Consider the following 14,777-nt stretch of genomic DNA (forward strand, 5'->3'; position numbering starts at 1 on the left):
CCATGCCCACAGTCTTCAACTTCACCTTCGTGCCCTGGTTCCGGTCGGTGGCACCTTACATCCACATGCACCGGGGCAAGACCTTTGTGGTGGGCATCGCGGGCGAGGCGATTGCGGCGGGCAAGCTGCAAAACCTGGCGCAAGATTTGGCCCTGATCCAGAGCATGGGCGTCAAGATCGTGTTGGTGCACGGCTTTCGCCCGCAAGTCAATGAACAACTGGCGGCCAAGGGCCACATGCCCAAATATTCGCACGGCATCCGCATCACCGACAGCGTGGCGCTCGACTGCGCCCAAGAGGCGGCGGGCCAGTTGCGTTACGAGATCGAAGCGGCCTTCAGCCAGGGCTTGCCCAACACGCCCATGGCGGGCTCCACGGTGCGGGTGATTTCGGGCAACTTCATCACCGCCCGCCCGGTGGGCATTGTGGACGGGGTGGACTTCATGCACTCAGGTCTGGTGCGCAAGGTGGACGTGGACGGCATCATGCGCACGCTGGACATGGGCGCGATGGTGCTGCTGTCGCCGTTTGGCTTTTCGCCCACGGGCGAAGCTTTTAACCTGACCATGGAAGAAGTGGCCACCAGCGTGGCCGCCGAGCTGCAGGCCGACAAACTGATTTTTGTGACCGAGATCCCGGGCATCCGCATCGAGCCGCACGCCCCGGCCAGCGACGACAACCCGATTGACACCGAATTGCCCTTGGCCGCCGCCAAGCAGTTGCTGGCCGCATTGCCCAACCCCACCGAGCCGACCGACATTGGCTTTTATCTGCAGCATTGCGTGAAAGCCTGCGAAGAAGGCGTGGAGCGCAGCCACATCCTGCCCTTTGCGGTGGATGGTGCGCTGTTGTTAGAGGTGTATGTGCACGACGGCATCGGCACCATGATCGTGGACGAAAAGCTCGAGGAACTGCGCGAAGCCACCGCCGACGACGTGGGCGGCATCTTGCAGCTGATCGAGCCGTTTGAGAAAGACGGAACCCTCGTCAAGCGCGACCGCACCGAGATCGAGCGCGATGTGGACCACTACACCATCATCGACCACGACGGTGTGATCTTTGCCTGCGCGGCGCTCTACCCTTACCCCGAAGCCAAGACGGCCGAAATGGCGGCGCTCACCGTGTCGCCCCAGTCACAAGGCCAAGGCGACGGCGAAAAGGTGCTCAAGCGCATCGAGCAACGCGCCCGAGCCATGGGCCTGAAAAGCATCTTTGTGCTGACCACACGCACCATGCACTGGTTCATCAAGCGCGGCTTTGCGCAGGTGGACCCCGACTGGCTGCCCGAAGCGCGCAAACGCAAATACAACTGGGACCGCAAGAGCCAGGTGCTGGTCAAGAAGCTGTAAGCTGAAGCTGTGCGCATCACCCCATGATCCGGCAACCCATCGAGATTGTTCGCATGCAATTGGCTCCGTTCAAAACTAAATGACCCACGATTACGAAGAAACGCCCCCCATTTTGATCAACGATAGAATCGATCACAGCAGATGAAATCGACCGATCAAACACAAGAACCCATTCACGGCGCGCGATGAACTTTGACGACTTCAAGGGACATGTCTATCTGATCGACGACGATCCTTCAATCCGCCGAAGTTTGGCTTTCAGCCTCAGCTCCGAACGCTATTCCATTCAGACTTTTGACAGCCCCGCCTCTTTTTTGCGAGATGCACTGCCCATCACGCCCGCAGTGATTTTGCTGGACATTCGCATGCCCGAAATGAGTGGTCTGACTTTGCAAATCGAAATGAAACGCAAGGGTAGAGAAACCCCCATCATTTTCATTTCCGGAGAAAGCCAACCATCTGAAATCATCGAAGCCATGAAACAAGGCGCTGTGGATTTTCTGCTCAAACCCTTTGGGTTGGAGACATTGCTCCTGGCGGTCGATATGGCTCTGCAAAAAGACAAAGTCCAGCAAGCTCAAAAAACCAGCGCTTTGAACGTTCAGGAACGGTTCATGCGATTGACCGAGAAGGAGCGCAAAGTGTGTCGCTGGATGGTCAAAGGCTATGGCAACAAAGAGATCGCCAACATCAATGGCTCAGCCCCGGCAACGGTGAAACTTCACCGCAGCCGGGTACTGGAAAAAATGGGCTGCGCGTCCTTGCCTGAATTGCTGCAGATGGCCATGGACGCAGAAAATAAAATTCTGGACATTTTCAGCAACCCCTGAATGTGAGAGCCTGCCGCGATGGCACCCGGTAGCGGCCCGGTGTTCATCGAGAGGCAGCATGACTCACACTGGAGCGGCTCACGTCGTAGCCAAACCAGCGCACGGAAATCTCCTTGAAAGAGCCATCCGCCAAGGCCGTTTGAATTGCCGCCGTCAGGCGTTGCGACAACTCTTTGTTGCCCTTGCGCACCACCAAGCCCACCACCAATGGCGGTGCGAAGGGTGCAGTGACTTTGACGGGCAATGCATCCTGTTCGATATAGAAGTCTGCAATCAAACTCTCTTCCAGAACTGCATCCAGTTGCTTGTTGGCCAATTGTTTCAGGGCTTGATCAATCGAGGAAAAAGAGAGCACTGTTTTACCCAACACGCCTCGAGCCTGCTCCTCAATGCCGGTGCTGGCCAGCACCCCCAACTTCTTGCCGTACAGATCGTCCAGACTCAAGAAGTTTCTTGAATCGTCTTCATGCTGAATGCAGACCAATTGGTTGGCTGCATAAGATTTGGCGAAATCAAACACTCTGCGGTTTTCTGGCGTTGCCAGCAGCTGATTGCCAATGACAGAAATTTCATTGGAAGCCATTTTTTTCTGCAATGTCGCCATGCCATCTACATGAATTTGCAACTCCAATTTCATGATGACCGCCAGCCGTTTCAACACATCCAGGTCAAACCCCTTCAATTGCCCATCCACAAAGCTGAAGGGTTTGTAATGAGCAAGAAAACCGACTTTCAAAACGCCCTCCTGACCTGACTGTGCTTGTGCGTGTACCCACTGCCCCATAGCCCACGAGGCCATGGTCGCCAGCAGGAAACGCCGTCGATTGACGCGTGAGTCGAACTGCAAACTGGACCGATCAATCATGAAAAGCCCCCTCAAAACAATGCCGGAGCTCATGGCCCAGATAATTGAACCCAGTGGTCATCGGGGTCACGATCGTGCACTCTTTGCGACGCACATTCCAAAAAGCGCATGCCATGGGGCGCGAAGTCGGGGTCACCGGTATGCCAGTGATACGGGCGCAATATTCATAACCATCGGTTCGCACCAGATACTTGATCTTAGGATCATTCAATATCCGTTTCGTATCGGCAACAGGTGCAAAACGCACCATATCCACCTGAGGAGGGCGCATGGTGGGGATCGTCTCACAAGCTGTCAGGAGCAACAGGCTCAACAGTAAAAAAAGCAGCTTGGGAGCGCGGGACCCGATGCTGTGCAAAAAAGAAATCGGACAAATCGACATCAACGTGTCTGAAGACAATGCACAAACAAGTGGCCCAGCAGTGAATGGGTGGTGTGCCCCGTGGTCACGATGGTGCATCGCGAAGCCTGCGCCTGCCAAAACACACAACCTTCCGGGCGAGTGACATAACCATCTTTCATTTGCACATGCTGACAATAAGCACTTGCATTGGGCTTGACCAGCCAACTGACCACCGGATCAGGCAGCTTGCGCTGCGCAGCCTCCGGTGGCGCGAACATCGCAAAGTCCAAAAGAGGATCGGCCATGGCGTTGACCGCCATGAAGACCCCCATCGTGGCACATGTGAAGTTTCTGAAAAATGATTTTGAATTCAGCACAAAAGGTTGGAAGGAATGAAATCAGACCATCTGGATAGAAACTGAGGTATGAACAAAAAGACTCAAGCCAAGCGATTCATGAGTATAGGCGTTGTAATTTTGACCGTCCAGTGAGACCACGGAATTGTTGTTCACCCAGTCGTAATCTTTTTCGCCAACCAGGTCGTCCAGCACCAGCTTGTCAGCTGCATCACCTTCAATGCGCATTTGAAGCTTGCCTTTGTGGGTCGTCGATGTCGAGAAACTGTTTTTGACACCCAACTGCAGCACATCGCCCATGGTCAACTCCAGCGTGTGGATGCCTTGCGCCATGTCCACATGGTTCACGGCGACCGTCTCGCCGATGCTTGAGATCCCATCGTACAAAGAGGCCATGTCAAATTCCTTTTGACCTGTGGGCAAAACCAACTTGCCCACCGACCCCACCAACTGATCCGCATTGAAGCCAGGTACAGGCAACACACTCGGTACGGGGTTGGACATCACGGCTTGGCTGAAATCCCACACCTCGCCAGGATTTTTCACGGTTTTCACGTTGCCAGCCCAATCCGTGAACTCCAGGGAAAATTGACCCGCAGCAAATACTTTGCCCTCAATTTCTTTCATTTGAAAGACACCACCGTCATAGGACTTGGTCATGCTGGCACCAGTGCCTGTTGCGAATGTGTAAGAGCCCCGTTCGCTTGATGAAAAATCGATGATCTTGAAGGTGTTGACACCGTTGCTGCCCTGCTCTGGCTTGGGCGTGATGACCGAGGTAAACAGATCCACCACAAATGATTGGCTGGTGGCCTGCAGCGTATTGCCCGCAGCATCGACCAAAGAAGATTTAACGGTGTAAGTCTTGGTCTCGTCCTTTTGTCCCAGATCCATGTCGTTCTGGAAAGTCCAGTTTGGCCCTTCAGGCTTGACATATTGCTGATTCATCAGCTTGCCATCCTGACCAAATATCTGAACCAACACCCGGTCACCGTTGTCAATGAAGTCCTTGTCAAACGCACCCTTGACGGACAGTGACTGGTCTTTGGTCAGGTAATCGTCTGCCTTGAGGCCCGTATCGTCGGAAAAAGACACTGGCAGCATTTTCAGCGCCGTGTTGGCATCCGCTTGTGCGCCGTTGTCAGCGGTACTGTTGTCAATCACCACCAATTGCGGATCGTCCTTGTGGATCACGTTGCCGGCTTTGTCCACCACACTGGCGCTCAAGGTGTATTCACCATCTTTGAGGATGTTGGCGGTTTGATCCCAGGTCCAGGTCCATTGGCCATCCACGAGTTTGGGAATGACGTAGTCCGAGGCCAGCACCTTGCCTGCTGCATCTTTCAAAGACACCTCGACCAAGGTGCCGTTTTTGTCATCGACAAAGGCGTTCAACTTGCCCAAGTAAACGTGGGTTCTGTCCTGTGTCACAAAATCACTGCCGGATGCCCCCGTGTCCTGGTTCATGGAGATGATTTCAACGGTGCACGACTTGTTGGGGTCTTCTTGTTTGGCGGGGACAAAGTTGTTGCCCGAATCGGTATCGATGATCACGGCCTGAACATCCGACACCTTGGAGGTGCCCACACCCACCACATTGTCAGCGCCATCCACCACCACGGCAGTCAACTTGTATTGACCGTCCACCAATTTGTCCTTGGCTGTGCGATCCCAGCTCCAGCTCCAGGTCGTGCCGCTGGCCACGGGCTTGACATACGTGGTGTCAATCAATTTGTCGCTCGCATCTTTGAGCTCCAGTTTGACCCAGTCCCCATTTTGGGTGAACTGCTTGACCGTTCCATTGAAGACCAACTGGTTGTCTTTGGTATAGAAGTCTGTTTTATTGACACCAGAATCCTCCGTGATGCTGATGATGTCAATCAAGGCATTGGCATTCGGGTCCAGTTCAGGTGGATTTTTTTCCCCACTGGTATCCACGGTGAATGGGGTGCCATCAAACTGGGCTTTGTTGCCTGCGGCGTCGGTTGCGGTCACTTTGGGGGTATACGCGCCATCTTTCAGGGGGTTGGCATCCGGTACCTGAACCACAAACACACCATTTTCATTGGCTTTGCCTGTGTAAGTTTTTCCATCCAACTCCACAGACACATCGGCATTCGGCTCGGTTTGCACCTGAATGCGAGGCGTGGTGTCCGCCGTGATGTTGTCTTTCGGGCCTGAATCGTCGTCTGTGTGCAATTGGGCTGACTTGATCTCAGGCGCGGTGGTGTCCGTACCGCCACCCGTTCCGCCACCCCCCGTTCCCGCATCGCCACCGCCTCCTCCGCCGCCGCCAGCGGCAGCCCCCAACAAGCCCAACGGTGCCAACAGCAAGGGATTGAGACCTGCAGCAGCAACCAGCGTGCCCACCGCTGCGCCAGAGGCCGTGATTTCAGCACCCCCCAGCGCCATGCCAACCTGACCCGAGCCATCGGCCAACAGGGGCACCGAGGTGTACCCCACCGCCGTCTCAGGAATGTATTCATAAAAACGACCCGACTCGGATTCGCCAATCAGGCCATTGAACCCCTCGGGCGTTACATCGTAGTAATCTTCGATGACCAGATCAGCGGTGCTGCGGCCCTCAAAAAAAACCAGCAAATTTTTGCCCAAGCGAGATGTCCTGATGTTTTCAGGTGCGTAACCGGTGGAGCCATCCATCAACTGGTATTTACCACCCGCCACCGCCTTGACGGCCAGGGGCGTACCCAACGCCCCCGACTGGGGAATATCCAGAAACTTGGTTTCGCCTTGGCCTTGATTCAGTTTGATTTTGTATGCTTTGCTCATGATGTGTGACAGTCAAAATGTGGTGAATGAATGAACAATCGGCGCATCAGCGGCGGGCGCCGGTGATGACAACCATGACCCTGCGATTGGGTGCATGGCAAAGTTTGTTCTCTGGTGTGGGCGCGTTTTTGCAGCCGGTTTTGGCCAACTCGATCGGACCACGCCCCTCGGCATCAATCCCCATGATTGGTTTGACATTGCGTGCCGTAATTTGGCGAGCAACGACATCGGCACGTTCTTGCGACAACTTTTTATTGAAGGCGTTCGATCCGATGGCATCGGTGTAGCCCACCACGCGGATACGCTCCACCGATGTGAAGTCTTGCCGCAATCTCTGCACCAAGCTTTCAATGGCGTTGTAGCCCGAAGCTCGGATTTCTGCCTTGCCAAATTCGAACAAGGCATCCGTCTCCAGGGCATATTCCCTGGGAACAGCAGGCTTGGGCGCAGCAGCGACCGGCGGCGGTGCCAGTTTGGCGGGCTCGCCGCAATTCAGCGCCGCCTTGGCCCGAGAGATGGTGTGAATCTGACGCCGCGTGCCCGACATGTCGGACTGTGCTTGTGATTGCAAAATGTTTTGCAAACCAAGCGCAGGCAAAGCGCTCTCATCGACCCTCAAAAACATGCTCTGCCCCGCCTGCATGGTCATGCGCTGACCGCTGTCTTGCTTGCTCAGGTGCAACCGGGAGGCATCATCCAACGCCAGCTTGACACTCACAGCACCCGGTGCCGTACAGAACTCGGTGTACCCCCCCCGCAACAAGGAGGCGTGGTATTGACCATTGAGGTAAATATTCACAGGCAACTGAGAAAAACCCTGAGTGGCTCTGTAGATGAACACACGGGTTTGTTCGGCCGGTGCCACCAAGGCTGAAGTAAAAGCCTCACCAAAGGATTCGATAGAAACCCGAGCACCACTGCTTCCGGTGTTTGCGTTATTTCCATTGTTTTGAGCTGCCGCCCAAAAAGGCAAGCCAAGTGAAAGAAGCCCGACAAGACACAAACGCCCGATGACTGGAAATTTGGTGGGCCAACCCGTCATTAATGGTGCTGATTTACGCATAGTGACCTCTCAAAAACTTGTATGAATTCAAAAACTTAGAGTCGCTAATTGATCTACAACTCTATGTCCAATCATCCGTGACACAAGGGCTCTGTAAACTGGCTAGAAAGCGTATTTAAAATTGAAGATTTATCAATTTATAAAATATCAATACCAATAAAAATACGAGCAACAAAGCAATCAACAGATTAACAACTGATTAAATTTTTAAAATCAACAAGTATTTTCATCAAATATCTGGATGACGAAGCCAGGTGCAACAACAGACTGAAAACCAAAATGTGGCCGTACTCCCAGCGCTCACAGGCCAAATGGTCCAACTGGACTCCGCGCCAACGCATCCGACCCCGATGATTAGAGGCGGCGCATTTTTCAAGTTTGAGCAGCGCCAACCTGGTTGCCCACGCTGAAGACACAGCGTGTGGGGCAACAGGCTTTGGGGAGGGTGTGACACACCCAAAGTCAACGGCCCACCGACACAAGACATGCCTGACCGCCAACCACAAGTCGGCTGCTGCATGCCGCAGCCCTGCTCACAACACCAGGATCTCCACACGCCCGGTGAGCACCGGGCGGCACAGGATTTTGTAGCCATCGGCGTCAAAGCCTGCGGCCACGCTGCTCAGTTGCCGGGCCGCTGCGCTGTTGGGAGCGCTGCCCAAATAGCACCAATGGTTGACGACATGGATTTGGGTGAGTCCTTCGTCGCGCTCCACCAACCCCACCGCCCCTGGATAAGGCCAGCACGCCACGCGCAGTGCCAGCAGGCTGCTGAACAGACGCTCACGGTGAGCCTCGTGGCTTTCGTCGCCCCGACACACGCCCGCACATTGGCGGATAGCGGCCCGAAAACAGGCTTTACCGGGAGGCAACTTTTCCAGGCCCAGCGGGCCGTAGCACAGCTTGTTCTGGTCGGCAATGGCGCGAAGGGCGTCCAGCGCAGCGTGGCGGCTGGCAAACAGGCCATACAGCTCGCGCTGAGTGGCAAAGTCGATGTCTTTGGCGTAGACAACCTGGGGCACGTCACCCGCCATGTGCAGACTGCACAGTTGTTTGTTGCGACGCAGTTTTTGGTTGAACACGGGGTGCTGGGCCTTGATCATTTGCGCCTCCAGCAACAAGGCCCCGATCTCGCCCGCCGTGCGGATGTAACTGATGCGTTGGGCTTGACGCAGCATGCGGGCTTCGTCGGGCGTGCGCAGATGCGAAAGCAAACGGGCACGGATGTTGATGCTCTTGCCAATGTACAGCGGCAAATCTCCCGCCTGACCATGGAAGGTGTAGACGCCTGCACCCGTGGGGGCGTCTTCGATGGCATCGCGCAAGTGCTGCGGGTATTCGTAGCCCTGACTGTCAGCAAAGTCGTCTCGGCGGCGGCGTGTCAAGGGCATGGTAAGTGTGGGGCGGGACGCGTACTGTTCAGCAAGGGCTCAGACATCCACACCTCAAAATACTGGTTAAATTCACAGTATACTGACGTGGTCATGCTTCTTGCAGTTGCCTGACATTTTTGTTGATTTTCGCCCCGAACCGGAAGGCTCGGGGCGTTTTTTTGCCCGGCGTCGTGCACTGAATCAGCGCATCTGGGCGCTCAGGCTGCCCAGTGGGGCAGAAAATTCGGCCCGCCAGTTGTCCCCGACTTGCAGGGGCCAGGCATCGGTCCAGGTGCCGGTGGTGATGACGTCACCGGCTTGCAAATCGACCGCGCCAGGGCATTGACGCAGTTCTTTCAAAAAATGGTGCAAGGCGTTCAACGGACTGTCCAGCACGTTGGCTCCTGTGCCCTGCTCCACCGTCTGGCCGTTTTTGAACAGCGTGACTTGGGCTTGCGCCAACAGGGCGTGCAAAGCCTGTGCATCCGTGGCCAGTTGTTGCACCGCTTGGCGAGGACCCACCAGCAAACGGGCATGCAAGCCGCTGTCGGCCATGGTGTCGGTGGCGGTGAACTTCCAGTCCAGGGCATGCGACTGCACCACCTCAAAACCGGGGGCGATCCAGTCAATGGCCTCGAACAATTGCTGCCAACTCGCATGGGCCACAGGCGTGGCCTTCATGCCGAACACGATTTCAGGCTCCAGCCGGGGCTGGCAGGTGTGCGTCAGGTCGATGCTGCCCCCGGCCGAACCCAATGCGGCGGGCTCGGCAAAGCTGAGGCCTGTGTCCCAGACCGTGCCCCACATGGGCGCAAACACCTCGTAACGCTGCCACAAGGTGCGGTTGGTGAAGCCGATCTTGTAGCCCCTGGGCACTTCGCCGCGCTGCTGGCGCAACTGGCGCACAGCCAAGGCCTGCTGGTAAGCCGCCGCCGTATCGGGGCCGCCCACCACGCCGGGCGGTAGACCCCACAAACGGGCTTGGTCGTGGTGTTGCAAAAGTTGTTCGGGCGTCATGCGTGGGTTCCTGTTGAAAAGCTGAAAAGGTCTCAAACCGCGACAAAGCGGCCATCCTCCAGGGGCTGAATGTGCCCCTGCGCCTGCAACTCAGCCAAGTGCATGCCAATGGCGTTGCGTTCAGCACAAGGCACAAAGGGCACGTCATAGCCTGCGGGGTACAACAGACGACGGCTGACCAGTTCGTCCAGGTTGTGCGGCGTTTGCAAATAGCCCAGCAGTTGTTCGCTGCGCTGGTCGATCTTGCTGGCAAAGCGGGCCAGATCGGCCAGAAACTGCGCCCGATCGGTCACCACCGCCTTGTGGTGCGAGGTGACCCAGATGCGGGCATCCAGTTCGGCCACTTTTTTCAGGCTTTGCCGAAAGTCGCTCAAACTGGAGGTGGCGTCGCCGTAATACGGGCCGAAGCCGGTCAGATCGATGTCACCGATGAAGGCCAGCCCTTCGCTCTCGACCACCAAGGCGCAGTGGCCTGCGGTGTGACCCGGCAAGTGATGGGCCCGCACGCGCACGCCGCCGCCCAGGTCCCACATGGCACCGTCGCTGTAGCCAGTGGCGTCGGGCCGTGGGTGGTAATGAAAATCCTTTTGCACGATGGTGAGCATCGCGTCCAGCACGTCCTGCGGGTAGCCGTAGTGGCGGCACATGCCGTCCCAGGACTGGGCGGCGGCCAAATCAGCCTCGTGCACCTGCACGCGGGCATGAGGCAAGCGGTGCAGCCCGGCCATGTGGTCTTCGTGCACATGCCCCAGAATCACCAGATCCACCCTGTCCAGCTCGGGGCCGATGCGGTTGGCCACCTCGGGCGTGTCAAAGGCCACACGCATGTCGGCCCCTTGCACGATGAGTTGGTTGCCATCGGGGTATTTGCCCGACTTGTCCCCCAAGTGCACGCTGACCGAGCCAAAACACAAAACAGACGACATGACAGCCTTTCCAAGATTTCCATGTGCAGGGAACTATAGCCAGCGTGACACGCTCGGGCTGCCGCACAGGCTACAGTGAATGGCATGAACACCCTGCCCTGTGCCGCCACTCTGGCACCCACCGCCCTGATCGACAGCGATCACCCTGAAGTGATCGCCTTTGCCCACCAACACGCGCAAGGCCAAGACGACCGCGAACGGGCCGTGTCGCTTTATCTGGCGGTGCGTGACCAATTCCGATACGACCCCTACCGCATTGATCTTTCACCCGAAGGCATGCGCGCCAGCTCGGTGCTTGCCCAGGGCTCGGGCTGGTGCGTGCCCAAAGCGGCCTTGATGGCTGCAGCCTGCCGTGCGGTGGGTCTGCACGCCCGGCTGGGTTACGCCGATGTCCGCAACCACCTGAGCACCGAGCGCTTGCGCCAAACCATGCAAACCGATGTGTTCATCTGGCATGGTTACGCCGACATCTGGCTGGAGGGCCAATGGGTCAAGGCCACGCCCGCTTTCAACATCGAGCTGTGCGACAAGTTCGGCCTGCTGCCGCTGGAGTTTGACGGCAAAAACGATTCGATCTACCACCCCTTTGACAAGGCGGGCAACCGGCACATGGAGTACGTGAACCAACGCGGCACCTTTGACGACATGCCGCTGGCGCAAATCGTGGCCGACTTCAAGACCGTTTACCGCGGCTGGATGGCCGAAAAAGATCCCTTGAAAAACGCCAGTTTTGAACACGACGTGGCGCGGGAAACGCGTTAAAGCAGCCCATGCGAGGGAGAACCTCTGCGCTCAAGCCCAAGACTTTGGGCGACGGACGTGACACCAGAACCCGCAAGACCTCAAATCGCCGTCGGTGGGCGCCATGCGTGGCTCACCGCACGCTGGCAGGCTGATCCGCCCAGGGCAAGGGCACGGCTTCAAAGGCCACACGACTGGGCACACCGCATGCGACCCACATGGCCGGGGGTTGGGTATGCATGAGGATGCCCGCCACACTTTCCACGCGGCTTTCGGGCGCAATGCTCGGGTCTGGGCTGCGGCAAATGGACAAAAAACCGTCGGATTCATCACGCAAAAAGCGCTCCAATTCAGCCTGGCCAATGGGCGTTTGCAGCGCGTGTTGACGAGCGGTGCTCAGGCGGCTGTGGCTGGACAAACCCGGCCCCATGGGTGCCTGCTCAGCCAGCAGCGATGGGCACAGGAAATGGTTGGTATGCAACACCACGCCGTTGGTGGGCGGCTGCTCGGCCCAGCCTGCGGGCGAGACTTCAAAACAGGCAACCTGCCCTTGTGCGTCGGCGCAGGGCACGTTGGAGGCTGCGCCAAAACCCAGTTCTTGCAAGGCCTGCAAGCGCTCGCGGGCGTGGGCCACACTGCGGCAGTCGAGCAGGTGCCGCAGCAACACATGCACTGGCACACCGAGACGGCTGCCATCGTGCAGGGAGCGCAAAATGTTCAGGCCCAGCGCAAAGCCCCATCGGTTGATGCCGATCTTGGCCAGCATGCCGGCCTCGGTCAGCGTGGTGATGCGTTGGCCGCTGGGGCCTTGGGTGTGTAACACAACCAAGGCCTGACGCTGGCGGCCCATCCAGTCCCAGTTTTGCGCCAGCCAGGCTTGGCCAGTGCGGCTGGCGGCGGCGGTCACGCCCATGGCGGTGCATTCGCCGTCTTTCAAAGCACCGTCCCAGGCGGCTTGCTCCAGCCAGTCGGGCAGACCTGCGGCGCGGTTGGCGGCCAAAGCCGCGTGGGCCAGTTGGGGTTCATCCGAAAAAAACGTGGGCGGCAAAATCTCGGTGCGGCAGTTCAGCGCCATCAGGCTGCCCAGGCTCTGACCGCTGCCCTCGGCCATGCCGCGCAGCTCGGCCATCAAGTCGGCGTCCACTTGCGCAATCACGCTTTCAAAGCGCATGGCCCGCTCACACGCACAGGCCCAATCGATGCCGCAAGCGGCAAACAGCCGGGCATAAGTCACCACGCTGTGATGGATGCGATCCTGGGCCTCGCGGCCATAGATCTGACCGCGCTCGCGGGCAGAGGCCGCACCCAAAGTGTCGATGCAAGGGAACATGCGCGGGTCTCCTGACAAAAAATGGGGGTTCGGGTACAAGGCATGCAAGGCCCACATGGCCCACATGGCCACCATGCGGTCGGACCCTGATGCCCGGCTGGACGATCCCCAACCCGCTTCGGCTGACCCGTCCAGACTTAACGACCCAGTCTGATGCCATCGGCCCTGCCCTGTCAATTAGAAGCCGGACAAACTGGCGTCGTCGCTGGCACCTCGGTGACTGTGGGCTGCAGGCTGAGGGGACCATCATGCAAGCCTGTTGAACGGGAGAAACCCATGCGCTTGCTGATCGCGATGATGATGCACGAGACCAACACCTTCTCACCGGTGCCCACCGATTTGCAGCGGTTTGCACTTGGCCCGGGTGAGACGCCCCCGATGGGGCCAGCCGCTATCGCGGCGTTTCGCGGCACGGGCACGGCCACTGGGGCGTTCATCGATCTGGCCGAGCAGGCCGGGGCCGAGTTCGAGCTGGCCCTGGCCGCGCATGCCGCGCCCAGCGGATTGGTGCACGACGCGGCTTACGAGGCCATGAGCCAGACGATTGTGCAGGCCGTTGCACGGGGTGGTTTTGACGGCATCTTGCTGGACCTGCACGGCGCCATGGTGAGCGAAAGCCACGAGGACGGCGAAGGCGAGTTGCTGCGCCGCATCCGTGCCATCGATCCACGCACGCCGATTGGCGTGGCCTACGACATGCACGCCAATGTGTACGCCGACATGGTCGAGCTGGCGCAAACCGTAGCGGGCTACCAGACCTACCCGCATGTGGACATGTACGACACGGGGGTGCGGGCGGGCTCGGCCTTGTTGAAACTGATCCAGGGCCAGGCACAGCCCAGCACGGCCTGGGGCCGCTTGCCCATGATCCCGCACATCATGCGGCAAAGTTCGCTGGACGAGCCCAACCGCTCGCTCCAGGCGCGCGCAAGGCAGATGGAAAAAGACGGCGCCTTGTGCGCCAGCGTGTTCACCGGATTTCCGCATGCCGACATCGAAAACGCGGGCCTGTCGGTGGTGGTCGTGACCGACAACGACCCGGCGCTGGCCCGTCGTCTGCGCGACGAGCTGATGCAAATGGCCTGGGACAGCCGAGCGCAATGGGTTTATGAGCTGGAGCCGCTGGCCGCGTCGGTGGCCCGAGCCCAAACGTTCACCGACTTTCCGGTCATGCTGCTGGACCATTACGACAACGCGGCCTCGGGCGGCACCATGGACACCACCGCTGTGCTGGCCGAAGTGCTGCGCCAGGGCTTGCGCAACGTGGCGGTGTTTGCGATTTTTGACCCCCAGGCGGTGCAAGAGGCCATGGCGGCAGGCATCGGATCACCCGTGCGCTTGCAAGTCGGCGGCAAGATGGCCATGCCGCTCATGCCGCACCGCAGCGAGCCGATTGAGCTCAACGGCGTGGTGAAGCTGATCTCCAACGGCAAATACCGCAACAAAGGCCCGATGAGCCAGGGCGCACGGCAAAACATGGGCCATGCGGTGGTGATCGACACGGGCGATGTGGCAGTGGCGCTGATCTCGCGCCATGTCGAGCCTTTTGATGTGAATGCCCTGCTGTGCCTGGGCATCGACCCGGCACAAAAGGATTTTGTCGTGCTCAAAAGCCGGGTGCACTGGCGCGCCGGTTTGGGGCATCTGGCCCGCGCCACCGTGGAATGCGCGGGCGCAGGGGCCTGCACATCGGACTACAGCGAGCTGCAGTTCAAACGCTTGCGCCGCCCGATTTACCCGCTGGACGCAGGCATGCGCTGGTCCAGTCCGTCCTGAAATGCCCCGCAGCCAACC

Annotated in this window: 12 protein-coding genes; 4 read left to right on the forward strand and 8 right to left on the reverse strand. The window is 58.3% G+C overall.

Annotated elements, in window-relative coordinates:
- The first annotated feature begins 2 nt into the window (after window positions 1-2).
- Window positions 3-1,349: an amino-acid N-acetyltransferase gene (gene argA, locus B9Z47_RS05720; protein ID WP_108330295.1), complete on the forward strand. Its 1,347-nt coding sequence runs from the start codon at window positions 3-5 to the stop codon at window positions 1,347-1,349.
- A 185-nt stretch (window positions 1,350-1,534) separates the two neighbouring features.
- Window positions 1,535-2,179, forward strand: coding sequence for a response regulator transcription factor (locus B9Z47_RS05725; RefSeq protein WP_108330296.1), 645 nt, complete (start codon window positions 1,535-1,537; stop codon window positions 2,177-2,179).
- Window positions 2,180-2,222: 43 nt separating this feature from the next.
- Here the strand turns inward: B9Z47_RS05725 and B9Z47_RS05730 are convergent, their stop codons facing one another.
- From B9Z47_RS05730 to B9Z47_RS05760, 7 genes are all read right to left on the reverse strand, one after another.
- The gene (locus B9Z47_RS05730; RefSeq protein ID WP_108330297.1) at window positions 2,223-3,077 is read right to left on the reverse strand and encodes a transporter substrate-binding domain-containing protein; all 855 of its coding nucleotides are present in this window, start codon (window positions 3,075-3,077) and stop codon (window positions 2,223-2,225) included.
- Window positions 3,078-3,425: 348 nt separating this feature from the next.
- The gene (locus tag B9Z47_RS05735) at window positions 3,426-3,692 is read right to left on the reverse strand and encodes a hypothetical protein (RefSeq protein ID WP_146185762.1); all 267 of its coding nucleotides are present in this window, start codon (window positions 3,690-3,692) and stop codon (window positions 3,426-3,428) included.
- 93 nt (window positions 3,693-3,785) lie between these two features.
- Window positions 3,786-6,533: an Ig-like domain-containing protein gene (locus B9Z47_RS05740; RefSeq protein ID WP_108330299.1), complete on the reverse strand. Its 2,748-nt coding sequence runs from the start codon at window positions 6,531-6,533 to the stop codon at window positions 3,786-3,788.
- A 46-nt stretch (window positions 6,534-6,579) separates the two neighbouring features.
- On the reverse strand, window positions 6,580-7,374 hold the full coding sequence (locus B9Z47_RS05745; protein WP_158271625.1) for an OmpA family protein: 795 nt from the start codon (window positions 7,372-7,374) through the stop codon (window positions 6,580-6,582).
- A 755-nt stretch (window positions 7,375-8,129) separates the two neighbouring features.
- Window positions 8,130-8,987, reverse strand: a complete 858-nt coding sequence (cho, locus tag B9Z47_RS05750; RefSeq protein WP_108330301.1) for an excinuclease Cho — start codon at window positions 8,985-8,987, stop codon at window positions 8,130-8,132.
- A gap of 183 nt (window positions 8,988-9,170) precedes the next feature.
- Window positions 9,171-9,986 carry a 2-keto-4-pentenoate hydratase gene (locus tag B9Z47_RS05755; protein ID WP_108330302.1) on the reverse strand — a complete coding sequence of 272 codons (816 nt, stop codon included), beginning with the start codon at window positions 9,984-9,986 and terminating at the stop codon, window positions 9,171-9,173.
- A gap of 32 nt (window positions 9,987-10,018) precedes the next feature.
- Complete coding sequence (locus B9Z47_RS05760; RefSeq protein WP_108330303.1) at window positions 10,019-10,912, reverse strand: MBL fold metallo-hydrolase; 894 nt, start codon at window positions 10,910-10,912, stop codon at window positions 10,019-10,021.
- An 84-nt stretch (window positions 10,913-10,996) separates the two neighbouring features.
- Between B9Z47_RS05760 and B9Z47_RS05765 the strand changes: the two genes are divergently transcribed.
- Entirely contained in the window at window positions 10,997-11,674 is a 678-nt protein-coding gene (locus tag B9Z47_RS05765; protein ID WP_108330304.1) for a transglutaminase family protein, read from the forward strand.
- Window positions 11,675-11,786: 112 nt separating this feature from the next.
- Here B9Z47_RS05765 and B9Z47_RS05770 read toward each other — a convergent pair whose 3' ends face one another.
- A complete protein-coding gene (locus tag B9Z47_RS05770) occupies window positions 11,787-12,983 on the reverse strand; it encodes a C45 family peptidase (protein WP_158271626.1) in 1,197 nt (398 codons plus the stop codon).
- A gap of 276 nt (window positions 12,984-13,259) precedes the next feature.
- Here B9Z47_RS05770 and B9Z47_RS05775 point away from each other — a divergent pair, with 276 nt between their 5' ends.
- On the forward strand, window positions 13,260-14,759 hold the full coding sequence (locus tag B9Z47_RS05775; RefSeq protein ID WP_108330306.1) for a M81 family metallopeptidase: 1,500 nt from the start codon (window positions 13,260-13,262) through the stop codon (window positions 14,757-14,759).
- Window positions 14,760-14,777 lie beyond the last annotated feature (18 nt).

Source organism: Limnohabitans sp. 2KL-1, from assembly GCF_003063435.1.
Classification (GTDB): Bacteria; Pseudomonadota; Gammaproteobacteria; order Burkholderiales; family Burkholderiaceae_C; genus Limnohabitans_A.